15 protein-coding genes are annotated in these 24,773 nt (G+C 53.8%); all 15 read left to right on the plus strand.

Going from position 1 to position 24,773, the window contains the following annotated elements; translation table 11 throughout:
- The first annotated feature begins 24 nt into the window (after nt 1-24).
- The 15 genes from NITSA_RS11665 to NITSA_RS01710 all read left to right on the plus strand — a co-directional run bounded on the left by NITSA_RS11665 (nt 25) and on the right by NITSA_RS01710 (nt 24,771).
- On the plus strand, nt 25-6,687 hold the full coding sequence (locus NITSA_RS11665) for an SdrD B-like domain-containing protein (protein ID WP_148224917.1): 6,663 nt from the start codon (nt 25-27) through the stop codon (nt 6,685-6,687).
- Between the two features lie 32 nt (nt 6,688-6,719).
- On the plus strand, nt 6,720-7,328 hold the full coding sequence (locus NITSA_RS01645) for an outer membrane beta-barrel protein (RefSeq protein WP_013553289.1): 609 nt from the start codon (nt 6,720-6,722) through the stop codon (nt 7,326-7,328).
- A 322-nt stretch (nt 7,329-7,650) separates the two neighbouring features.
- Entirely contained in the window at nt 7,651-11,502 is a 3,852-nt protein-coding gene (locus NITSA_RS01650; protein ID WP_169308519.1) for an SdrD B-like domain-containing protein, read from the plus strand.
- Nucleotides 11,462-11,914 (plus strand): SdrD B-like domain-containing protein, encoded by a 453-nt coding sequence (locus tag NITSA_RS01655; protein WP_013553291.1) that lies wholly within the window; start codon nt 11,462-11,464, stop codon nt 11,912-11,914. The genes NITSA_RS01650 and NITSA_RS01655 overlap by 41 nt, the downstream gene beginning before the upstream one ends.
- Before the next feature lie 32 nt (nt 11,915-11,946).
- Entirely contained in the window at nt 11,947-12,555 is a 609-nt protein-coding gene (locus NITSA_RS01660) for an outer membrane beta-barrel protein (protein ID WP_013553289.1), read from the plus strand.
- A 45-nt stretch (nt 12,556-12,600) separates the two neighbouring features.
- Entirely contained in the window at nt 12,601-13,089 is a 489-nt protein-coding gene (locus NITSA_RS01665; protein ID WP_013553292.1) for an exosortase/archaeosortase family protein, read from the plus strand.
- A 33-nt stretch (nt 13,090-13,122) separates the two neighbouring features.
- Nucleotides 13,123-13,476, plus strand: a complete 354-nt coding sequence (locus NITSA_RS01670) for a histidine triad nucleotide-binding protein (protein ID WP_013553293.1) — start codon at nt 13,123-13,125, stop codon at nt 13,474-13,476.
- 89 nt (nt 13,477-13,565) lie between these two features.
- Nucleotides 13,566-14,558, plus strand: a complete 993-nt coding sequence (gene pheS, locus NITSA_RS01675; RefSeq protein WP_013553294.1) for a phenylalanine--tRNA ligase subunit alpha — start codon at nt 13,566-13,568, stop codon at nt 14,556-14,558.
- Complete coding sequence (gene pheT / locus NITSA_RS01680; RefSeq protein WP_013553295.1) at nt 14,555-16,891, plus strand: phenylalanine--tRNA ligase subunit beta; 2,337 nt, start codon at nt 14,555-14,557, stop codon at nt 16,889-16,891. The genes pheS and pheT overlap by 4 nt, the downstream gene beginning before the upstream one ends.
- Nucleotides 16,888-18,180: a 3-phosphoshikimate 1-carboxyvinyltransferase gene (gene aroA, locus NITSA_RS01685; RefSeq protein ID WP_013553296.1), complete on the plus strand. Its 1,293-nt coding sequence runs from the start codon at nt 16,888-16,890 to the stop codon at nt 18,178-18,180. Before pheT ends, aroA begins: the two co-directional genes overlap by 4 nt.
- Nucleotides 18,177-19,037: a 4-hydroxy-3-methylbut-2-enyl diphosphate reductase gene (locus NITSA_RS01690; protein WP_013553297.1), complete on the plus strand. Its 861-nt coding sequence runs from the start codon at nt 18,177-18,179 to the stop codon at nt 19,035-19,037. Before aroA ends, NITSA_RS01690 begins: the two co-directional genes overlap by 4 nt.
- A gap of 79 nt (nt 19,038-19,116) precedes the next feature.
- On the plus strand, nt 19,117-20,787 hold the full coding sequence (locus tag NITSA_RS01695) for a 30S ribosomal protein S1 (RefSeq protein ID WP_013553298.1): 1,671 nt from the start codon (nt 19,117-19,119) through the stop codon (nt 20,785-20,787).
- 19 nt (nt 20,788-20,806) lie between these two features.
- Complete coding sequence (gene serA / locus NITSA_RS01700; RefSeq protein WP_013553299.1) at nt 20,807-22,399, plus strand: phosphoglycerate dehydrogenase; 1,593 nt, start codon at nt 20,807-20,809, stop codon at nt 22,397-22,399.
- 192 nt (nt 22,400-22,591) lie between these two features.
- A complete protein-coding gene (locus NITSA_RS01705; protein WP_013553300.1) occupies nt 22,592-23,971 on the plus strand; it encodes a TolC family protein in 1,380 nt (459 codons plus the stop codon).
- Nucleotides 23,968-24,771 carry an efflux RND transporter periplasmic adaptor subunit gene (locus NITSA_RS01710; RefSeq protein WP_013553301.1) on the plus strand — a complete coding sequence of 268 codons (804 nt, stop codon included), beginning with the start codon at nt 23,968-23,970 and terminating at the stop codon, nt 24,769-24,771. Before NITSA_RS01705 ends, NITSA_RS01710 begins: the two co-directional genes overlap by 4 nt.
- Nucleotides 24,772-24,773: the final 2 nt, after the last annotated feature.

Consider the following 24,773-nt stretch of genomic DNA (forward strand, 5'->3'; position numbering starts at 1 on the left):
AGTTTTTCTTACAAGGAGCCGGAAGTGGAAAAAAGGAGAGGATGGATGCGATGGCTTTTCGCTATGGCATTGATCGTGTCGATGGGAGAGGCGAGCAGCGTCAATGTAACAACAAAGTATGGAAAGACAGGAGGGATTGTCGGTCCTCTGAATACAACGTCAGATTTGATCAACGGGAGACAGGTTTGTCCGGCTGATCCGACGCCGGGTTGCGACTTTGCGGATGATCCGGGGTTTAACAACAATGGTACGGTTGATGACCCGACGGATGATTATTACACTGGCGATCTGCTGGTGCGGACCAATGACAACTTTCAGGCGATTGCCGGCTGGACCTGGAACGGCAATCCGGGAGGAGCGGAAGAGGTGGCGACGATCACCGGAACGCTGCCTGTGGCGCCCGATGGCAATAAATACTATGAGTGGACGGAGATCCCGGGATCCTGTAACCCGGACCATTCGAGTATCTCCGCAGACAAACAGACGATTGTCTGCGAGCGCAAAGATTTTGACAAAAACGATGTGGGAACTTTCTCAGAGGACCTCATTTTCAATGTCCGTGTCCTGGGAGGCACCTCCAACGGTACACAACCGGGTGACATCAAATTCAAAGTCGAAGCCCCCAATGCGGCCGCCAAAGAGGACACCACCGATGGACATTCACTGAAGGTGACCGCTTCACCCCGCTGGAACCTCGATAAAGCATTCGGAGCCTATAGTATACGCTCCGGCCAGAAAGTCACCATCAACGGTCAGGAAGAGACCGGCTATATCATCGACTATCGTATTCTGATCGAGACAGATGAAGTCAATGGAGAAACTGACAATACATATTCTCTTCTCGGGAATGAATCGTTGGGCGACGATGCGACCATTACCTTTACCGATGATCTTTCGGAAATTGCTCCCCACGCCACACTGCTCGACTGCCGTACGACGGGGCGTGCCTATAGCGATACGGTCCGAGATGGGTATGTGGGGTCGAATCTGCCTATAACCTGCATCGGTGATGGATGCATCCGGGGCAGCCAGTATCCGGAGCGTCATATCCCGCAACCCAAAGGGGAGCAGACACCCACCTGTACCCAGACAGGGAGTACGGTCGATGTCAAAATCGAGCATGTCGATGCGACACTCAATCACTATCCGACCAAAGATTATTATGGGAGGGACCTGCCGGTCAACAGGGCGATCGCTTCGATTCTGACTCTGTCCGTCTTTGTACCGCTCGATGATGTCAAGGCTGGGGATAATGGTACCGTCGACTGTGACGGATACGGTATCGGAGACCCGAATTGTGATGATGGAGAGCTTCATACGAAAAACACGGCAAAAGATTTCGATCCTGTCACCCCAAGCGGCAATCACAATTTCGCCGGTCAAGGGGAGAGCGAAAAAGACAACTACCGCAACTATACCCTGTATTACTCTGCCGGGAGTTTTGACAAATACTACTGGGGGGAGAAGAACAGCGTCTGGAACGCTCCTGCAGGTATTGCGCATTCACGGGAGGGAGACGGTTTTGTCGGGAAAGGGTACGAGTGGTCTTCCCGACTCTACGCAGCCAACACCGGAGGGATCGACCAGACCGAAAACAGCTTCTGCGATGTGATCGATGCGAATTACATGGAGATCATCAAGTACAGTGAACGCACCAACTATACCGATACCCGCTATGCCCATGAAGACGATCTGCCTTTCATCGTCTATGCCAGCAACACCGACAAAGGGGATCCGGACAATCATATGTACAGGGGAGGGAAGATCAGCGATTACTACGATATCGAGTATGCGGCAGACTATGAAGACCCCTCTTTCCTTCCCTCAAACAACGGCGATCGCCAGGATGAGAATGTAGATGAGAAGATCAAGGCCGAGTGTAATGCACCGGCTGACAAATGGTACCCGACCATCGATGAGGCAAGAGCCGCCGGCGGCGCTGTGACCAAGATCCGCTGGAAGCTGAAGCCCAATATGGTCATGGTCCCCGGACAACGTGAGTACTGGATGCTCCTGCACCGTGTCCGTGCCAACAGGCTCGATAACAATCAGCCGCTTCAGAACGGTGCCATGATGGTCAACTACGGCACGCACAAATTTGACGGCAATCAGGGAACGTGGAGTACCGTCAGTTACATCCCCCATGGGCTCGATGCCAACGGACAGCCCGAGAATTTTGTAAATGGGACAGGGGACCGTATCTTCTTTACCGGTCCGAAGGTCCGTATCAAAAAGCACGAGAACCGTACTTCGGCCAGTCCCGGAGACGAAGTGACCTATACACTTGAAATGTCTCTGACGGATGATGTCAACTCCAACGGTTTGACGGAACATGTGACGGTAACGGATGTTCTTCCGAAAGATTTCAACTATCAGCAGGGCTCTGTGTCTCCTGAGGAGTTCGGTGAACCGATCTTGGGTACCTGTGCCGATGTGAGCGATATCACTTCGGCCTCCGCCCCCTGTGTCGATGGAGAAAACCAGGTGTTGATTTGGGATTTGGGAGAGCGTGGTGTGAACGCTCCCAATATTCCTGATTTGAACTATACGGTACGAATCGGTGCGGCTGCCAATGTCGGGAACAACCTCAATGTAGTCAAAATCGAAGCGCCTTCCGATGCTTCGCCGGTTTCGCAGCGTAAAGCGGACATCGGTCTCTCAATCGATATTCCCGCTTCGATCAATATCGTCAAAAGTACCGAAGAAAATTCCGATTACCCTTCCAAACGGGAACGTACTACTGATCCCAAAGATATCTTTTTCCGAATGGATGTGCGCAATGGAAAATCGGGTGAGATCACCGATCTTGATATCATTGATATTCTTCCGTTTATCGGCGACGGCGATGACGGCGCGATCCAATTCAATGATTTGGCCCTCAAAAGAAAAGTACCGACCAACTATCATGGCACTCTGGCCTTTCACGAAGCCGATTTCGGACAGCATCCCGGTTCGAGTACCGAATGTGACTATAATCAGCTTGACTACTATTATACCAATGCTGATCCCAAAACGATCAACATCGCACCGACAGTCGGTGATGCCAATGATGTAAACAGCAACAGTTCCATCTGGTGTCAGGGGGATGCGAACGGGCCCAACGGCTGTACCATTCCCTCGACAGGGTTTACTTTTACGGACAATTCCGAGGTGACCGCAGTGCGGGTACGGGGACCACGGATGGAAGCGCAGGCGATCTGCCAATTCCGCGTTCATGTAACAGTAGACGACAACCTTATGGGTGACAACTATTCCAACTCGGCCGGCGCCTCGGCGACAGGGATTACCCTGCCGGTCCTTTCCAACTCGGTCGCTGTGCCTATCGTGGGCAGTTCTCTGGGTGATTACGTCTGGTACGACAAAAACAAAGACGGGATACAGGATAATGATGAACACGGAATTTCCGGAGTCAAAGTAGATCTGCTCGATGCAAGCGGCAATCCGGTCAATGATCCTACGACAGGACAGCCCTATGTGGTCACGACCGATGCAAACGGAAAATACCTCTTTACCAATCTCAGCCACGGGAATTATCAGGTCCGCTTTGAAATTCCTTCCGGATACAAAGCGAGCCCAGCGAATCAGGGCGATGACAGCGAAAATTCCGATGGGGATTCAAATGGAATCGCCCAGGTTTCTCTCGGTGTCGATGAGACGAATCCCAATGTGGATATGGGGATCAACACGCCGATTATCTCTGGGCATGTCTTTGATGACGGCAACGGCAACGGTAATGTAGACGGAACGCTGATCAGTCAAGCTGACGGGACCCAGCTCTACGTGACCCTACTCGATGAGAACGGAACGGTACTTGCCAGTGCGCCTGTTGCGAATGACGGTGCCTACAGCTTCGACGGCGATGATGGTGTCAGAGCTAACAGTAACTATTCGGTTGTGCTTTCGACTGCTCAAAATACCACGACATCGGCCTTGCCGGCAAATTGGAACAACGCCGACGGTGAGCAGCCGAACAACAGTGGAAACGGTACCGACGGTACGCCGGACGGAGTAATGAGCGTTGCAGTCGGTACAAGTGATTCCGTGAATAATGACTTCGGGATCAATAAAAAGCCCGTCGCCAACGATGAGACCAAACCGGCTGTACTTAACCCGGGCGGTAGCACGCAAGTGGCCGTGCCTGCTCTGGACTATTCAGATCAGGAAGACGGTACACCGAGTACGATCACGATCACGACACTGCCTGATCCTGCGACGGGGGTTCTCTATTATGACGGTACGCCGGTAACAGCGGGGCAGACCATAAACAACTTTGATCCCAGTAAGCTTACCGTCGATCCGACGGATGGAGACCAGACCGTGGTCTTCAAGTACACGGTGACCGATGCTGCCGGAGTGACTTCCGATGAAGCGACGGTAACCCTGCCCTTTACAGGGCTTGGGCTTTCAGGCCACGTATTTGACGATGGAAACGGCAACGGCAATATTGATGGAACGCCGATCAGCAAGCCTGACGGTATACAGCTGTATGCCAATCTGGTCGATGCAAACGGCACTGTTTTGGCAGTACAGCCCGTTGCCGCTGACGGCACCTATGCCTTTGGTGGTACAGACGGGGTGACTGCCAATACCACTTATGGCGTGGTATTGAGTACAACCCAGGGAACCGTAGGGCAGAGTGCTCCGGCCGCGGCCTTGCCGGCAAATTGGAACAACGCCGACGGTGAGCAGCCGAACAACAGTGGAAACGGTACCGACGGTACGCCGGACGGAGTAATGAGCGTTGCAGTCGGTACAAGTGATTCCGTGAATGATGACTTCGGGATCAATAAAAAGCCCGTCGCCAACGACACAAGTAGGCCTGCACAGCTCAACCCGGGTCAGGATACGCAGGTACAGGTTCCGGAACTCAATGTCACCGATAGAGAGGACGGCAAACCTAAAACCATCACGATCAGGGATCTTCCGAGCAATGCCACTCTGTACTATAATGGACAGCCAGTCACCGCTGGACAGGTAATCACCAATTACGATCCTTCCAAACTTACCGTTGATCCGATTGACGGGGATCAGACGGTGGTCTTTCACTACACTACGACCGATGCCGTTGGTGTCGAGAGTGACCCGGCGACGGTAACATTGTCCTTCAACGGTCTTGGACTTTCCGGTACGCTCTACGATGACGGCAATGGCAACACCAACAATAAAGTGGATGGTACTCCGATCAGCAAGCCTGACGGCCAGCCTCTCTATGTCAATCTGATCAGAGAGGATGGCAAAGTGATCGCTTCTAAACTTTTGGCAGATGACGGTACCTACCAGTTCCTTGGATCGGATGGTGTGACTGCCAATACCGAATACGATATTGTCCTGAGCACGATCAAGGGGACGCCGGACGATCCGGCTCCGGCCGCCCAGCTGCCTGTCAACTGGAACAACACCGGCGAGCATCTCAACAACGAAGGGGACGGTAACGACGGAAACAACGATGGCAAGATCCATGTCGCGCTGGGGACTAGCGGGATTCCCAAGATTGATTTCGGGATCAACAAGAAGCCGGTTGCCAGAGACAGGACTGAAGCGGCTCAGCCCAACCCTTCCGGCGCCAAACAATATCCTGTTCCTGCACTGCCGGTCAGTGACAACGAAGACGGAACACCCACAACCATTACGATCAAGACACTGCCCGATCCAGCGACGGGTGTTTTCTACTATGACGGTCAGCCGGTTACAGCGGGACAAGTCATTGAAAACTTCGATCCCGACAAACTCACCGTTGATCCGACCGATGGCAATCCTGTAATGGTCTTTACCTATACTACTACGGATGCCGCCGGAATCGAAAGTGACCCGGCGAAGGTAACGATGCCTTTCCTCGGTGAAATGCATCTGGGTGACACCGTCTGGATGGATGATGACGGCAATGGCATTCAGGATCTAGGTGAAGCGGGGGTTTCCGGCGTGGAGGTCAGGCTTCTCGATGAGAACGGTACCGTAGTGCAGACGGTGACTACCGATGCGGAGGGTCATTACGACTTTACGATTCAGATACCGGGCAAATATATGGTCGAGTTTGACAGCGATTACTACTACACCACAAAAGGTGCCGGAAGCGCAGACAACGACTCTAACGTTGGCGGACTCAGCAACCGTACTGAACCTGTCGAATTGGGTTGGGGTGAGCGGGATATGACAATCGATGCGGGGATCACCCCCACTGCCCATATCGGGGATTACTTTTGGATTGATGAGAATAAAAACGGGATCCAGGATCCCGGTGAACCTCCGGTCGCCGGGGGTGTTGTCGAGCTCTATGATGCCGACGGCAATCCCGTCTCCGATGTCCACGGCAACCACAGTGTCACCACTGACAGTAACGGTAAATACGGCTTCGATGTTGAGCCTGGCCAGACTTATAAGCTGCATTTCATCATCCCAAAGAATTTGCAAGAGGATGGCTATGTCTTCACCCCATCCAATGCGGGAAGTGATACAGGAGATAGTGATGCCGACGGTAGCGGGTTCACGGTTACGGTCACTCCCCACGCCGGGCAGAACATTGTTACCCTTGATGCCGGCATTAACTGTGGTTGTGACCGGAAGCAGGTTTCCAATGACAGCGGTGGCGGATCCGCAATGGGCGTGATCAGTGGATTGTTGATGATCTTCCTGAGTGCCGGCTTGGGGCTTTGGATGATCCGAAGAGAAGAGAGTGAGGTTCTGGGATGAGCTTGCAAGTAATGCCTAAAGGAAAAAAGAAGATGGATAAGCTGATCAAAGCAGTGACCGCCGCGGTCCTGCTGACGGGCGGGAGCCTTCTTTATGCCGGGAAGAATGTTGCGCCGGCCGTGGCACCAGTGGCAGCGGTGGAGGAGCCCTGGGGGCTTTATGCCGGGCTGGGGTTGCTGGGGAGTTATTTCGGTCGGGATTGCCCCTGCGGCGGCGGTGTGAGGATCTATGACCATACCTACGGAGTGACCGGATTGCTGGGCTATGATTTTAACTCCTTTCTCGGGATACAGGCCCGCCTCTCCTGGGCTCCTTTGGAGAGTGACTTTATGAAGATGGGCAATGGAGGGCTCTACCTGCGTCCCCGCTACTCCTTGACCGACCGACTTGATGTCTACGGACTGCTGGGGTACGGCTGGAGCCGTTTGAGCTGTGACTGCCCGGGCCATCCTCATCATCATCACAATCTGCATGGATTTCAGTGGGGTGTAGGTGGAGAGTATTTCTTCGATAATGAGCGCATCGAGGGCAAACGTAAAGGGTGGTCAATCTGGACCGACTATGTCAACCTCTTTCACAACAAGACCCGCAACAACTTCACCGACAACACTTGGCAATTGGGTGTCGCCTATCACTTCTAAAATACTGCGATACTGCGGAACTCCCCATCTTTTTGCCGCCCTTCTTGGAGGGCTCTTGGCGATTCGATAAGCTGTTTTAACTCTAGACAACCATAATTAACAAACTAGCCAATTCCTTATATTCTTAAGTAATGTATTATAAAATATTTAATAAAATGTGTCATGGTAGTGAAAGAGAGGATTCATTGCTCTCTTCCCATATCAGATTAGGTCGAGAGGGAAAAGGCGAAGGATCTTTAAAACATTAGGTGTTACAAAGAGGGGGGAGAAAAAAGATATGTATTTATTAAAAGGGGCACTATACAGACTTTTTATTTCAGGTGTGATTGTACTGCTTTCAGCGATATCTGCTCAGGCGGATATATCCGGGATCGTTTTCAGAGACTTCAATCTCAACGGTGTTAAAGATACGCTGGAGCCGGGGGTCGCCGGATTGACGGTGGCTGCTTATGACGATAGCGGTCAGGCGGTGGATACCGTGATGACAAATAGTGATGGAAACTATACCCTTGCGACGGATCCGGGAACCTATCGAGTGGAGGTGAGTGGAGTTCCCGCCTTTCTCAAACCGGGTACATCTCTGAGTGGGAATACGAGACCCCTGGTTGATAGAGTGACAGACGGTGCAACACACAATGTGGGATTGATCAGCGCGGGGGAGTATTGTCAGAGTAATCCGGATATTCTGGTGACGCGTTTCACCAAATATAACCGGGACGGAAGCAATGGACAAATTTCCGTTTTCTTGGAGTATGCCTATACGGCGAACACGACAGATGATGATAGTACAGACGACCCGAAGGCGGAGTTGGGAACGTACTCGCAGATTGGGTCCATTTATGGATTGGCTCATTTTAAAGAGGCCAACATCACCTATCTGGGCACCTATCTCAAACGTCACGCTGACATCGGTCCCTCGGGGATGGGTGCGATTTATAAATATGATCACGCTTCCGGGACCTTCTCAACCCTGATCACTCTTCCTACCTATGATCCGCGCAATGGAGCCGGTCAGGGATATGACTGGGATCACGATACCGAGGCTTACCGTTGGGTGGGCAAAACAGGAATCGGAGATATCGAAATTTCAGAGGATGAACAGCGTCTTTTTGCAGTGGATCTCTACGATCGCAAGCTCTACGTTATCGATCTGAATCAAAGCGGGGATGCCACCGGCCATACAGGATATGACATTCCTAACCCTTGTGGCAATGATACTGACTTCCGCCCTATGGCATTGGGATATCGGGATGGAAAACTCTATGTGGGAGTAACCTGTACCGCGGAATCGACGGTGGATCCGGATAATCAGGATGACAGTACCAACGGCCCGCGTAAAGGAGATCGCAACGCACTCTCGGCTCATATTTATCGATTTGATCCTGACAGTACCAGCTTTGAGCCCAATGCAGTTCTGGATATTAATCTCACCTATGATCGAGGCTGTATTCATAGTAGCGATGTTAGCAATCAAGACCCTTCTACCTGTACCTATCAGGACTGGGATGATCAAACGCAACCCTACCGTGCCAATTGGAATCCTTGGCAAATGGATTATGACATTGTCTTCAATGACAAGAAACCGGGAGATATCGGGAACCAGGATAACTGGATCGAATATATGCAACCCTTGCTCTCTGATATTGTATTTGACAACGACGGATCTATGATCATCCAGATACGGGATGTCAACGGAGATCGCGGCGGATACAAGAACTATTCTCCCAATCCCAATGATACCACCCGTCAAAATATGAATGGCGAGGGGGACATTCTCCGAGCTTGCGGAAATCCGCAAAGCGGATGGACTCTGGAAAACAACGGTGAGTGCGGCGGTGTGCAGACGAATGGGGCGAATAACCATGAGGGGCCCGGCGGAGGCGAGTACTACTGGAACGATCAGGGGCCGGGAGGGACGAATCACAGTACCGCCGGCAGCGCTTATCAGGGAGATGCAGGCCACAGCGATACTTCTATGGGGGGATTGCTTGTGGTCCCGGGATATCCGGATGTAGTGACGGGGTTGATGGATGTTACCGATTATCTGAATAATGGCTTAGGTTGGCTGCGCAACGATACAGGTGAGTTGGCAAAAGACGGGTCGGGGAATCCCAAGCGCCTTCTTGTCTCTGAAGACGATCAAGATAAATTCTATGGGAAAGGGAGCGGAATCGGAGACCTGGAAGCGCTTTGCGATCCTGCTCCCATCGAGATCGGAAACTATGTTTGGGAAGATAGCGACGGGGACGGGATTCAGGATCCCGGTGAGAGCCCCATCGCCAATGTCACTGTGAAACTCTATGATGCTAATGGGCAAGAAATCGGCTCCACGACGACCGATAGCAATGGAGAGTATTACTTTGGAGGAGCCTCCAATGCCAGAGGTGTGGCCCTCGCTCCCCATACCCACTACCAAATCCGCATCGCACTTAATGATCAGCATCTCAATGGAAGAGTCCCGACAACCAGGGATGCTAATCCCTCAGCACCTGACTCCGATGATCAGCATGACAGCGATGGAGACAACGGCACCCTTAACCCCGGATTCTCCACCATAGATTACACCACAGGGGGAGCAGGTAAGAACGACCACACCCTTGATTTTGGCTTTGTTCCACCTTCTTCTCTCGGTGACTACGTCTGGGTTGACAGTAACCGTGACGGTATTCAAAATGATGGTGCCAATGCCGGGATCCAGGGTGTGACGGTCCACCTTTATAAGGATGGACAAGACACCGGCCGGACTGCCACCACCGACGGTAACGGTAAGTACCTCTTCGATAATCTGGTGCCGGGCAGCTACCACGTGAAGTTTGATGTGCCTAACGGCTATGTGGTTTCGCCCAAGGATCAGGGTAACGATGAGACAAAAGACTCCGATGCCGATCCGGCCACCGGTGCTACGGTCGATACGGACCTGAGCGCGGGCGAGAACGATCTGACCTGGGATATGGGAATTTACCCTGTCGCCGATGTGAGCCTGAGTAAAGATGTCAACCAGAGCACCGCCTATGAGGGGAATCGGGTGACCTTTACCATCACCGTGCATAACGACGGTCCGAGCGTGGCACATAACGTGACCGTCACCGACGCCGTTCCCGACGGATACGAAAATGTAGGCGATGCGACGAACGGTGCGAGTGTCAGCGGCAGTACCGTAAGCTTCACCGTTGCGAGCCTGGCCGTCGGCGCCGATGCAAGCTTTAGCTTCCAGGCTGACTACAAAGAGAGCGGGGAGCATACCAACTGGGCCGAGGTGACGGCGATGGATGAGGCCGATGTCGATTCCGATCCGGCCAGTGACCATACCCAGGATGACTTGAATGACGGACAGCCCGATGACGATGAGAGCAATGCAACGGTCAGCACCGGCGAGAAAGCGACCCTAGGTGACTACGTCTGGGTTGACAGTAACCGTGACGGTATTCAAAATGATGGTGCCAATGCCGGGATCCAGGGTGTGACGGTCCACCTTTATAAGGATGGACAAGACACCGGCCGGACTGCCACCACCGACAGTAACGGTAAGTACCTCTTCGATAATCTGGTGCCGGGCAGCTACCACGTGAAGTTTGATGTGCCTAACGGCTATGTGGTTTCGCCCAAGGATCAGGGTAACGATGAGACAAAAGACTCCGATGCCGATCCGGCCACCGGTGCTACGGTCGATACGGACCTGAGCGCGGGCGAGAACGATCTGACCTGGGATATGGGAATTTACCCTGTCGCCTCCCAGACAGCTTCCATCGGCGATTATGTTTGGATGGATGACAATATGAATGGCTTACAGGATGATAATCACCCGATGAGTGGAGTGCATGTGGTGCTCCATCGAGCTGACGGCAGTGTTGTAGCTGAAACAGATACTAATAGCAGCGGCCAATATTACTTTGGTAACCTGGAAGCGGGAGACTATTACGTCAGCTTCGACGATCAGTACTACTACACCGACCCGAATGTCGGGAGTGATGATACGATCGACAGTGATGTCAACCGCAGCACTTTCCGGACGGAGACGACCCATCTTGACTGGGGTGAGCGGGATATGACAATCGATGCGGGGATCACCCCCACTGCCCATATCGGGGATTACTTTTGGATTGATGAGAATAAAAACGGGATCCAGGATCCCGGTGAACCTCCGGTCGCCGGGGGTGGTTGTCGAGCTCTATGATGCCGACGGCAATCCCGTCTCCGATGTCCACGGCAACCACAGTGTCACCACTGACAGTAACGGTAAATACGGCTTCGATGTTGAGCCTGGCCAGACTTATAAGCTGCATTTCATCATCCCAAAGAATTTGCAAGAGGATGGCTATGTCTTCACCCCATCCAATGCGGGAAGTGATACAGGAGATAGTGATGCCGACGGTAGCGGGTTCACGGTTACGGTCACTCCCCACGCCGGGCAGAACATTGTTACCCTTGATGCCGGCATTAACTGTGGTTGTGACCGGAAGCAGGTTTCCAATGACAGCGGTGGCGGATCCGCAATGGGCGTGATCAGTGGATTGTTGATGATCTTCCTGAGTGCCGGCTTGGGGCTTTGGATGATCCGAAGAGAAGAGAGTGAGGTTCTGGGATGAGCTTGCAAGTAATGCCTAAAGGAAAAAAGAAGATGGATAAGCTGATCAAAGCAGTGACCGCCGCGGTCCTGCTGACGGGCGGGAGCCTTCTTTATGCCGGGAAGAATGTTGCGCCGGCCGTGGCACCAGTGGCAGCGGTGGAGGAGCCCTGGGGGCTTTATGCCGGGCTGGGGTTGCTGGGGAGTTATTTCGGTCGGGATTGCCCCTGCGGCGGCGGTGTGAGGATCTATGACCATACCTACGGAGTGACCGGATTGCTGGGCTATGATTTTAACTCCTTTCTCGGGATACAGGCCCGCCTCTCCTGGGCTCCTTTGGAGAGTGACTTTATGAAGATGGGCAATGGAGGGCTCTACCTGCGTCCCCGCTACTCCTTGACCGACCGACTTGATGTCTACGGACTGCTGGGGTACGGCTGGAGCCGTTTGAGCTGTGACTGCCCGGGCCATCCTCATCATCATCACAATCTGCACGGATTTCAATGGGGTGTAGGTGGAGAGTATTTCTTCGATAATGAGCGCATCGAGGGCAAACGTAAAGGGTGGTCAATCTGGACCGACTATGTCAACCTCTTTCACAACAAGACCCGCAACAACTTCACCGACAACACTTGGCAATTGGGTGTCGCCTATCACTTCTGATGCCGGGAAAAATCGTGAACCACTCGGATCGTTAAAGAGTTTTCAATGACCCAAAGTCAGCGTTTTTTGCTGCACTACCTTTCCTGGGTAGCGGTTCTTTTCCTTCTCTTCTATCTCGATACCAATTCCCTTTCCCACTGGATCAATGAAACCCAACGACAATGGCTTCTCGATGCCCTGCGCTTCTTTTTGGGAGAGGATCGGGTACGAGGGCTAGACATCCTGGCTCATCCCCATTTTCGCATCATCATCACCCGGGCTTGCAACGGGCTCATTCCTTATTACCTCTATCTGGCGGCTATCCTGGCTTACCCCCGTTCCTGGAAAGCGCGTTTGACCTGGGCTGTGTTGGGCTACGGGGTGATCAGTGCGGTGAATCTGCTCCGCCTCCTGATGGTAACGGCCTTGGTTGCAAAAAATCCTTCCAACTTCCATTGGGCCCATGACTTGCTGGGGAATGCGCTTTTGATGGTGACGGGGCTCGGGCTCTTCTACGGCTTTTTGCGCAGGAGCCGGCCGACACGCTCAATCTGATATAATTCTTCAAACCTGATCGAGGAGCGTAAGATGTGTGTTTTTTGTAAAATCGTGGCGGGAGAGATCCCCTGTAACAAAGTTCACGAGAATGAAGAGTTCCTGGCCTTTCATGATCTCTATCCCAAAGCGCCGATTCACGTCCTGGCCATTCCCAAAAAACATGTCTGCTGTTTCCAGGAGGTCGATGGGGAGACCATGGCCAAGATGACCCCCTTCATCCAGGAAGTTACCCGCAAACTAGGGATCGATGAGACCGGCTACCGGCTTATCGTCAACAACGGAGAGGATGGAGGGCAGGAGATCCACCATCTGCATGTGCATATCCTGGGCGGCGGCAAACTGCGTTGGGATCATCAGCACGAGGATGCCCGGAAAAACCTCTAATCCCGCCTCCGTCACGACGAGCGGCCCGGCGGTCTCTTAAGCCGCTTTCGATAAAATCCAGACATTTTAGTCCCAAAGAAGGAACCCAATTGGAAAATCTCGAGCAGAAAATCGCTCAAGCCTCCACCCTGGAGGCGTTGGAAAAGGTTCGGATTGAGATCTTCGGCAAAAAGGGGATCCTGGCGGCGGAGTTCGCCAAGCTCAAGGATGTCCCCGGCCCCGAGAAAAAGGCTTTCGCCGAAGGGCTCAACCGAAAAAAAGCCCAGCTGCAGGCCCGCTTCGATGAGCGGCTCTCAGCCTTGAAAGAGGCGAGACTCCAGGAACAGCTCAAAGCGGAGGCCCTGGATGTTACAATGTACTCCGGCTTCGGTGAAAAGGGAGCGCTCCACCCCGTGCGGGAGACGATGGACCGGATCGTGGAGTACTTTGTCTCCATGAACTTCGCCGTGGAGAGCGGACCGATGGTGGAGGATGATTTTCACAACTTCGAAGCCCTCAACCTCCCCAAGCACCACCCGGCCCGGGATATGCAGGATACCTTCTATTTCAAAGACGGCACGCTGCTTCGCACCCACACTTCTCCCGTGCAGATCCGCACCATGATGCGCCAAAAGCCCCCCATCCGCATCATCGCCCCCGGTGCGGTCTTCCGCCGGGATTACGATCTGACCCATACCCCGATGTTCCACCAGGTCGAGGGGCTGGTGGTCGAGGAGGGCGACAAAGTCAGTTTCGCCAACCTCAAATGGATCCTCACCGATTTCCTCCACTATATGTTCGGTGATGTGGAGGTGCGCTTCCGCCCCAGCTTCTTCCCCTTTACGGAACCTTCGGCCGAAGTGGACATCAGCTGTATCTTCTGCGGCGGCAAAGGGTGCCGGGTCTGTTCTCATACCGGCTGGCTGGAGGTCCTGGGCAGCGGCGTGGTCGATCCCAACGTTTTCAAAGCCGTGGGCTATGAGAACGTCAGCGGCTACGCCTTTGGATTGGGGGTGGAGCGCTTTGCTATGCTGTTGCACCGCATTCCCGATCTGCGGTCGCTTTTTGAGGGAGATATTCGTTTGTTGGAGCAGTTCAGATGATCGTTACGCGTAGATGGCTCGAAGAGTATATCGATCTGGAAGGGATCAGCGATCAGGCGCTGCATGACACCTTCAACAGCATCGGCCTGGAGGTCGACAGTATGCAGCGGCATACCATGCCTGAAAAGGTCGTGGTGGGGCGTATCCTCTCCTGCGAAAAGCATCCCGACGCCGACAAGCTCAATCTCTGTTCGGTGGATGTGGGTGCCGATGCTCCGCTTCAAATCGTCTGTGGAGCCGCCAATGTACGGGAGGCGGAGTATGTCGCCGTCGCCACCGTCGGAGCGGTACTTCCCGGGGATTTCGCCATCAAGCCGGCGAAGCTGCGGGGCGTCGAGAGTTTCGGGATGATCTGCTCCTCTTCGGAACTGGGGCTTCCCGAGATGGGCAAAGGGATCATTATCCTCGACAAAAGCATCGGCGAACTTGTTCCCGGCAAACCCCTTCGGGACTACCCTGACTTCAACGACACCGTCATCGAGCTGGAGCTCACCGCCAACCGGGGGGATTGCCTCAGCATCCGCGGGGTGGCGAGAGACCTGAGCGCCGCTCTGGACCGGCCACTTGTAGCTCAGCCTCAGCCTAAACCGGAGACCCTTCCTCTGGGGATCGCCCGGATCGTGGATCTGCATACCCACGGTCAGATCGAAGCGGAACTCCTCTACGACTATGTGGAGAAGGAGGCGCTCCGCCTTCCTCTGCTGATAGAGCTCCGCCTCGCCTATGTCGACGCGTGGAGCGAAAGTCCCCTGGCATCCCATCTGGCCTATGCCACCCACGCCACGGGAGTGATCCTGCGGGCTTACGATGCCGGCCGGCTCAGGGATGGGGAGGGTCGAGTACCTCTGGAGCTGGAAGAGACCGCTCCGGGGCTTGTGGAGGTCCGGAGTGCCGGCCGGCTTCTCTCCGTCGTCGGTGTGACGGCTTCTGCCGAGTTCACCGCGGATGACGAAAGCCGGGAGCTTCTGTTGGAAGCCTCCTACATCGATCCCGAGCGGCTTGTCCCTGCGGTGGCTGCCGCGGAGGTCAAGCCCGACGCCCTCTACTACCGCAGTTCCCGGGGAAGCGAGCCGGAGATCGATCTGGGGATGGATCGGCTGATGGCAGAGTGCTCCCGGGATGGGGAGTGCCGTGTCAGCAAGACCCCTCTGCGGATCGAGACCGATTACGAAGCGCGGACCCTGGCGGTCGATACGGCCCGTCTGAATGCCGTGATCGGGCAGGAGATTCCTCTGGGGACCGTCCATACCATCCTCAAGCGGCTGGGTTTCACCATCCACGGAGGGGACAAAGAACGCTTCGGGGTTACCATCCCCCGATGGCGGCACGACATCCGCAACATCCAGGATATCGCCGAAGAGATTCTGCGGATCGTCGGGATCAACAACATTGAGGCCAAGCCTCTGGCCTTTACGGAAGCCAACCGGCTCACCGAGAGTGCCAAGCGTTTCCGCATCCGACGGGATCTGCGTCAGGAAGCGGTGGCCGCCGGCTTCTACGAAGCGGTCACTTACGCTTTTGCCGACCGTAAAAAGCTCGAAGCCTACGGCTTCCCGGTCGTCGAAGCTTCCAAAGAACTCCTCAACCCCATCGTCGAAGAGTTCAACACCCTGCGAAGCACCCTCACCATCAACCTTCTGGAGGCGGCGCAGCGCAACGTAAGCTACGGCAAGCGGCGTATTCCCCTCTTCGAGATCGGATCGGTCTTCGACCGGGAGCGCAGAGAGCGGGAGAAGATGACCCTGCTCTGGAGCGGCGACGCCGAAGAGCCCGATGTCGGCAACCAGGGCAAGCCCCCCCGGATCGATTTCGCCCTTTTCGTCCGAAAACTGGGCAGCATCCTGGGAGAGTACGAAATGACAGAGTGTCGCGAAAGCAACGGCCTGATCCATCCCTATCAGTCGGCGACGATCCTTCTGCACGGCCAAGAGGCCGGCTGGGTGAGCAAGCTCCATCCCAGCGTTGCCGAAGCCTTCGGCCTCGAAGAGACCTTCCTCGCGGAGCTCGATTTCGATGCACTGATCCCGCCCCACATCGATGCACAGCCGGTCTCCAATTTCCAGGGGACCTTCAAAGACCTGAGTCTCCTGGTGGAAAAGGAGCTTCCCTACGGGAAGATGAAGAAGGCCCTCGAAAGCCTGGAAGAGCCTCTGCTGAAACGCTTCTTCCCCATCGACCGCTATGAAGATGAGCAGCTGGGTGAGCGCAAGAGTATGACCCTGCGCTTCTTCCTCCAATCCGACGAGGGGACCCTCTCCGATGAAGTGATCGAAGGGGTGATGGCGCGGATCCTCGAAACCCTCCAGAGCCGTTGCGGAGCCGAGCTGCGATGAGCCGTGTCCTGGTCTCCCCCTGTTCGCAACCCTTCGATACAGTTCTCGATACCATCGCGCCCGACAAATCGATCTCCCATCGCTGTGCCATGTTTTCTCTCTTTTCTGATCGTCCTTCCACGGTTCGCAATTTTCTAAAAGGAGAAGATACCCTGGCTTCCCTCTCCATCGCCCGTCAGCTCGGAGCCGAGGTGGAGGAGGATGAAGCCGGGACCCTGCGCATTACGCCTCCTGTTGAGTTGAGAGAGCCCGACGATATTCTCGATTGCGGCAATGCGGGAACGGGGATGCGTCTCTACTGTGGTCTCCTGGCCGGGGTGGAAGGGAGTTTCGTCCTCACCGGCGACCGCTATCTGCGCTCTCGCCCTATGAAGCGGGTGACGGGGCCGCTGCAAAGTATCGGGGCGAAGATCGACGGACGGGAGGAGGGGAATCTGGCTCCGCTCCATATCCGCGGCGGCAAGCTCAAGGCTTTCCGCTATGAATCCCCCATCGATTCCGCCCAGGTCAAATCGGCGATGATCCTGGCGGCGCTGCGGGGCGACGCCCCCAGCTATTATCGGGAGAATTTCCTGAGCCGGGATCACACCGAGCGGATGCTTCGGGGGATGGGTGCTTCCATCGAAACAGACGCCGAGGGGTGGATCGTCGTCAAGCCTCTGACGAAGCCGTTGAACCCGCTCGATATCACGGTACCGGCTGATCCCTCCAGCGCCTTCTTTTTTGCCGTGGCGGCCGCCATCGTCCCCGGAGCCAAGGTGCGCATCCCCGGCGTGACCCTCAATCCCACCCGGATCGAAGCCTATAAAGTGCTCGAGGCGATGGGCGCGGCGGTGGAGTATGCGCTTCGGGAAGACCGCTACGAACCCATCGGAGAGATCCGGGTCGCCTACGACGGACGGTTGAGTGCCGTGGAAGTCTCTCACCGCATCGCCTGGCTCATCGACGAGTTGCCGGCCCTGGCAGTGGCGATGGCCACAGCCGAAGGGGTCAGCCGTGTGCGAAACGCGGCGGAGCTTCGGGTCAAAGAGAGCGACCGGATCGCCACGGTAGTGACGGCGCTTAAAGCCTGTGGCATTGAAGCCGAAGAGTACCCCGACGGCTATGCGATCCGCGGAGGTACCCTCCGTCGGGCGGTGATCGACAGTCACGGCGATCATCGGATTGCGATGAGTTTCGCCATCGCCGGATTGCTCTGCGGGATGGAGATCGAAGATATCGACTGTGTGGCGACTTCCTTCCCCAATTTCTTCGAGATTCTCTCGAATTTGACGGAGGTGACACGATGAAAATCAAACTCGCCTCCTCCTACGGCTTCTGTTACGGGGTCAAACGGGCCATCAAGATCGCCGAGGAACACCCCGGCAGCGCCACCTACGGTCCTCTGATCCATAACAAAGATGAGATCGACCGGCTCAAGAGCTCCTTCGACATCGGTCTGGTGGAGAGTTTCGGAGAGGCAGAGCAGGTCGACTCCATCGTCATCCGCACCCACGGGATCCCCAAGAACGAGCTCAAAATGCTCAAAGCCGAAGGCAAAGAGATCATCAATGCCACCTGTCCCTACGTCACGACCCCCCAGCAGATCGTCGAACGGATGAGTCGGGAAGGGTACAGCATCGTGGTATTCGGCGACCGCAACCATCCGGAGATCAAGGGGGTCGTCAGTTATGCGGAGGATCCGAGGGACGCCTTCGTCGTTCTGGAAGAGTCGGAGCTGGAAAGCCTCCCCCTCAAATCCAAGGTGGCCGTCGTAGCCCAGACCACCCGCAAACCGGCCGACTTTCTCGAGATCGTCAATGCCCTGGTGCTGCGGGCCAAGGAGGTGCGGGTCTTCAACACCATCTGCAACGCCACTTTCGAAAACCAGGATGCCGCGGCGGAGCTGGCCAAAGAGGCCGATATGATGATCGTTATCGGCGGGAAGCACTCTTCCAACACCAAACAGCTCCACTCCATCTGCAAAAATTATTGCGAAGAGAGTTATCTGATCGAAAATGAAAACGAGCTCGACCCCGCCTGGTTCGAAGGCAAAGAGCTCTGCGGGATCAGCGCCGGGGCTTCGACTCCCGACTGGGTCGTGCAGAACGTTATCGCTCGTATCCGGGAGATCGAAGAGGTTACGCGGGCCCTTCGATCCGAGTAGCCTCCTCCCTTTCCCACCCCTCTTTAAACAAAATAGAGTATAATTAGCGCCAAACTCAGAGTAAAGTAAGGATAGGTATATGAAGTTCGAAGACATCGAAATCGAGGACGTTGATTTTGAAGCAATGCTGGAGGAGTCTTTCAAGAAGGAAGACCGCAGCAGTGGAGACCTGACCGAGGGCACCATCGTCAAAATCAACGAAGATGAAAACCAGGCGATCATCGATATCGGCCGGAAAAACGAAGCGGTCATCAGCCTGGATCAATTGCGGGACGAAGAGGGGAACCTGCTCTTCAAAGAGGGAGATGCCATTCCGGTCGTCATCACCGGTATGCGGGGCGAGCGGCCTATGGTTTCTTATGACTTGGCCAAGAAACGCCAGGCGATGAACGAATTCATCGAAGAGTATGATGAAAACCAGGAGTACATCGTCGAGGGGACCGTTACCAAGAAAAACAAGGGCGGATATGTCGTCGATGTGGACGGGCTGGAATTCTTCCTCCCCCGGACCCTCTCCTACCTCAGTTCCAAGACCGATGCCATCGGCAAAAAGGTCAAAGGGGTCATTGTCAAGGTCGATAAAGACAAGGGTTCCGTCGTCATCTCCCGCAAAGAGCTCATCGAGCGGGACAAGGCACGGGTCAACGAGATCGTCGAGAAGCTCCTGGAGAGCAAAGAGCCGGTGGTCGGAACCGTCAAAAAGATCACCAGCTACGGAATGTTCGTCGATGTCGGAGGAATGGATGGTCTGGTCCACTATTCCCAGATCTCCCACAAAGGGCCGGTCAATCCTTCCAAGTATTATCAGGAAGGGGACGAGGTCAATGTCGTCGCTTTGGATTACGACAAGAAGAAGCGCCACCTCTCCCTCTCCATCAAAGAGGCCAACCCCGATCCCTGGGAGAATATCGATGAGATCCTTGGCGTCGGCGATACAGTGACCGCTACCGTAAGCAACATCGAACCCTATGGAGTCTTCGTCGACCTGGGAGAGGATCTGGAAGCCTTCCTGCACGTCTCCGAGATCTCCTGGGACAAAAACGTCAAACACCCCAAAGATTTCCTCAATGTGGGTGACGAGATCGATGTAGAAGTGATCGAGATCGATCGGGAGAAGCGCCGCCTCCGCGTCAGCCGCAAAAGCCTGCTTCCCAAGCCGATGGAAGAGTTCGCCCAGAAGCACCGCGTCGGCGACATCGTGACCGGAACCGTCTCTTCCGTCACCGATTTCGGTGCTTTTGTCCGCCTGGATGGCGGAGTAGAAGGTCTTCTGCACAACCAGGAAGCTTCCTGGGACAAGAGCAAGCGGGCCAAAGATCTCTTCAACGTCGGTGATGAAGTCGAAGTGAAAATCATCAAGATCGATACCGATGCCGGCAAGATCAGTCTGAGCAAAAAAGCCCTGGAGAAGTCACCGGTCGAAACTTTCGCCGAAGAGCACAAGGTCGGTGATATCGTGACCGGAACCGTCAAGGACAAAAAAGATTTCGGTGTCTTCATCGCTCTGGATGACAATGTCGATGCGTTGATCCGTACCGAAGATTTGGCACCGCTTAATTTCGACGAGATCGAGCGCGGCCAGGAGATCAAAGGGGTCATCACCCATATCGATCCCCGCAACGACCGGATCCGTGTTTCGGTCCGCCGTCTCGAGCGTCAGGAAGAGCGTGAAGCCCTCAATCAGCTCAATCAGGAGCAGGACAGCAGTATGACACTGGGTGACCTGATCAAAGACAAGCTCAACAAATAAACTTTTAGGAATCGATTCGATGTCCAAATATACCATCGTAGTCTGTGATCATATTCATGAGAGCGGACTCAAAATCCTCGCTTCCGATCCGGAGGTTGAGCTCATCAATGCCGCCGATGAGCCCAAAGACCAGCTTCTGGAAAAATACATTCCCCTGGCCGATGTCGCCATTACCCGCAGCTCCACCGATGTCGACGAGAAATTCCTCGCCCGGGCGAAGAAGATGCGTGCCATCGTCCGTGCCGGTGTGGGAGTGGACAATGTAGATATTCCCGGCTGTTCCAAGCTTGGAATCGTCGTGATGAACGTCCCCACGGCCAACACCATCGCCGCGGTAGAGATGACTATGGCCCATATGCTGGCCTGTGCCCGACAATTCCCTTATGCCCACAACAACCTCAAGCTCGATCGGGTTTGGCGGCGCCAGGATTGGTACGGTACCGAGCTCAAAGACAAAAAACTGGGAATCATCGGTTTCGGCAACATCGGTTCCCGGGTGGGGAAACGGGCCAAAGCCTTCGAAATGGATGTCATCACCTACGACCCCTACATCGATCCCCGCAAAGCGACCGATCTCGATATCGCCTATACCGAGAATTTCGACGACATCCTTGCCTGTGACATCATTACGATCCATACGCCGAAAACCGAAGAGACCATCGGGATGATCGGAAAAGAGGAGATCGCCAAGATGAAAGACGGCGTGATCCTCATCAACTGCGCCCGGGGAGGGCTCTACGACGAAGAGGCCCTCTACGAAGGCCTCAAAAGCGGCAAGATCGCTATGGCCGGTATCGATGTCTTCAGCAAAGAGCCCGCGATCGACAACCCTCTGCTGGATCTGAACAATGTCACCGTGACCCCCCACCTTGGGGCCAACACCCGTGAATCCCAGCGTAACATCGCGGTCCAGGCTGCCGAGAACGCGATCGCTGCCGCCAAAGGGATCGCCTATCCCAACGCACTCAATCTTCCGATCCGGGAGAACGAATTGCCCGAATTCGTGATGCCTTTCCTGGAGCTAACCCAGAAGATCGGTTATATGAGTGCCCAGGTGGCAAAAAGCGGGGCCAAGGCGATCAAAGTGATTGCCGAGGGACCGGTTTCGGAGTATATCGATTCCCTGACCACTTTCGCTACCGTCGGGGTCATGAGCGAAGCTCTGGCGGACAGCATCAACTATGTCAACGCCGAGTATGTGGCTAAAGAGCGTGAAATCGAAATCCTCAAAGAGACGATCCCTGAAGCCAAGGGTTTCAAAAATCTCGTGACAGTCAAACTTACGACCCAAAACGGTCAAGTGATCCGCATCAGCGGCACTGTCTTCGAAGAGGGGATCCAGCGCATCGTCGATATCGACGGCTACACTCTCGATCTGGAGCCCAAGGGGCGTATGATCCTGTTCAAGAACAATGACGAACCCGGTGTCATCGGTGATGTGGGACGTATCATCGCCGAAAACGGTCTCAATATCGGCGACTTCCGTCTGGGGCGGGATAGCAACGGACAGGCTTTGGCGGTTGTCCGTGTCGATGGAGAAATTCCCAAAAAACTCATCGACGAATTGGCGGCACTCCCCGCCTGCATCAGTGTCAAGGCTGTCTCCCTCTAGGGGGGTCGATGACCCTTCACTTTTTCATTCTGTAAATGATCAAAATTTTTAAAGAGATCCATAAGTCTCCCTCGCTATAATTCCCGGAATATTTATCATCAGTTAATTATCGATTATCACTCTATTCATAATTGATATTTTTTGCTATAATGAAGCCATTATCGCAAGTTTTGGCGGAATGAGGAGTACTATATGTGGCGCGCTATTTCGGTATTGCTGATTGGAAGCATCCCGGCACTCGCAGGGTTGAAGCATTTAACGCTCAACCAGGCTTTGCAAATTTTGGACAAAAAGAATATGGAGATCAAAGTCTCGAAATTCGAAGAGACGATGAAAAAATACGATGAGTTGGTCGTAGAAGGAAAAAACTGGGGATCATTGACGGTAAGTCTCCAGGCCCTGCGTTCCAATGATGCCGGCAACGTCTTTGGATTCAAACTCCAGAGCCGAGAAGCGGACTTTGAAGACTTTGGCTTCTCTGATTTTCTCGCCTGTATGGGGGCAAATCCTCCCGCATACTGTCAGGATGTCCTCCACCGTCAACCCGAAGATTTGAACTATCCAAAAGCAAGAAACCATTTCTTGACAAAACTCACTTATCAGGTTCCTTTATATACCGGTGGTAAACTGACCGAATACAAGAAGATCACCGAAAAGATGTATCAGATGAGCAAGCTCGATACGCGCAAGCTCCGAGATGAAAAGATCTTCCAGGTGAAAAAAGCCTTCTATAATATTACCCTCGTCAATCGTTATATCTACAATCTAAACAAGATTCGTCACAATATGGAAAAGTTGAAGCGGACCATTTGGGAGATGAAAAAAGAGGGGTATACCAAAAAGACGGATGTCCTGGAGGTGGAAGCGCGCCTGGCCAAAGTGGACAGCATGCTCAACCAGGCAAGACTCAATCGGAGCCTCGCCCTTCAATTTCTCTCTTTCCTCATCGATACCGATGTGGATTCCATCCGGCAGGTAAACCTCTCCGTACATGCGCCACGAGTTAGCAAGAGTGATATAGAGCGGATGAGCCTGGATATCCAGAAAGCGAAAATGGGTCTCGAAGTGGCACGTCATGCCATTCAGACGGAAAAAGCTAATTTCCTCCCGATGGTCGGAGCCTTTGGCGAGTACGGAAGTGCCGATGACCATTTGTGGAACGATTTCGGCAAAAAAGACTTTTATACCGTGGGCATGCAGGTCAAAATGAACCTTTTTAACGGCGGTAGCGACAAGGCCAAGCTGGAAAAAGCACGGGTGCGCCATATGAAAGTGGCAACCCAGGTGGCTTTGGCGAAGAAGGGGATAGCCCTTCAGGTCAAAAAACTGCAAACTTCCATTCGCTCGCTCGAATATGATTTGAAAAGCGAGCGCAAGCAGCTCGAGCTTGCCAAACAGGTTTATAAGACTTATGAAACGAAATACAAAGAGGGCTTGGCTTCTATCACCGATGTGCTGATTAAACAGTCGATCGAGCTTCAGGTTTTGCTGGAGTATCTGCAGGTCGCCAACAAACACAGTGAAAAAGTCTTCGAACTTGAAAAAATTCTCGACTGGGGAGGTCGTTCATGAAAAAAATCATCCTTACCGTCCTGGCGATTGCCGGTACACTTTTTTCCGGTGAGCTGGAGCTCAGCGGGACCGTCATCTCCGACAACCAGAAGATGATCACGAGTCGTTTTATGGGCTTTGTCAAAGATATGAATGTCAGCGAAGGGGATCGAGTCAAGAAAGGGCAGGTGCTCTACGAGATCGATTCCAAAGAGATCGAAGCGGCGGTCAAACAGGTCGATCTGGCTATTTCCCAGGCACGGCTCGCCCTGCAGATGAATGAGAATCAGCTCAACAACGTCTTGTTGAACCTGGCACGGAACAAGCGCCTCCTTCAGAAGGATATGGTTTCCAAGTTTGAAGTGGAGCAGCTGGAATTGGCGGCGAAAAATATGAGAGATATGGTCGAGATCGCCAAGAAACAGGTGGAGCAGGCCGAAGCACAGAAAGAGTCGGTGCTTAATCAATACAAATATTTGACGATTAAAGCACCCAACGATGGTGTAGTTGTGGCCAAAAGGCTCAACGAAGGGGATATGCAAATCCCCGGAATGCCCGCCCTGGTCATCACCGACCTCAGGCATCTCAAAGTCCTTGTGCAGATCAGTGAAAGCAACCTCAAACATATTCGTATCGGCAAAAAGGTCAAAGTGGAGATCCCCTCCATCGGTTTTCAAACCGAAGGGAAGATCAGCGCGATTATCCCGGCGTCGAATCCTATGACTCACAAGTTCAAGATCAAAATTACTTTCGATAAGAAGAATGCCAACGTCTTCCCCGGTATGTATGCCAAAGTCTATATCCCCGAAGAGGATAAGTGACG

The sequence above is a fragment of the Nitratifractor salsuginis DSM 16511 genome (assembly GCF_000186245.1).
Taxonomy (GTDB): domain Bacteria; phylum Campylobacterota; class Campylobacteria; order Campylobacterales; family Sulfurovaceae; genus Nitratifractor; species Nitratifractor salsuginis.

Coding starts and splice junctions, on each gene's coding strand:
- NITSA_RS01660 (WP_013553289.1), top strand. CDS start 11,947: ATGGATAAGCTGATCAAAGCAGTGACCGCCGCGGTCCTGCTGACGGGC.
- NITSA_RS01705 (WP_013553300.1), top strand. CDS start 22,592: ATGTGGCGCGCTATTTCGGTATTGCTGATTGGAAGCATCCCGGCACTC.
- NITSA_RS01690 (WP_013553297.1), top strand. CDS start 18,177: ATGAAAATCAAACTCGCCTCCTCCTACGGCTTCTGTTACGGGGTCAAA.
- NITSA_RS01710 (WP_013553301.1), top strand. CDS start 23,968: ATGAAAAAAATCATCCTTACCGTCCTGGCGATTGCCGGTACACTTTTT.
- serA (WP_013553299.1), top strand. CDS start 20,807: ATGTCCAAATATACCATCGTAGTCTGTGATCATATTCATGAGAGCGGA.
- NITSA_RS01645 (WP_013553289.1), top strand. CDS start 6,720: ATGGATAAGCTGATCAAAGCAGTGACCGCCGCGGTCCTGCTGACGGGC.
- NITSA_RS01695 (WP_013553298.1), top strand. CDS start 19,117: ATGAAGTTCGAAGACATCGAAATCGAGGACGTTGATTTTGAAGCAATG.
- NITSA_RS01670 (WP_013553293.1), top strand. CDS start 13,123: ATGTGTGTTTTTTGTAAAATCGTGGCGGGAGAGATCCCCTGTAACAAA.
- aroA (WP_013553296.1), top strand. CDS start 16,888: ATGAGCCGTGTCCTGGTCTCCCCCTGTTCGCAACCCTTCGATACAGTT.
- pheT (WP_013553295.1), top strand. CDS start 14,555: ATGATCGTTACGCGTAGATGGCTCGAAGAGTATATCGATCTGGAAGGG.
- NITSA_RS01665 (WP_013553292.1), top strand. CDS start 12,601: ATGACCCAAAGTCAGCGTTTTTTGCTGCACTACCTTTCCTGGGTAGCG.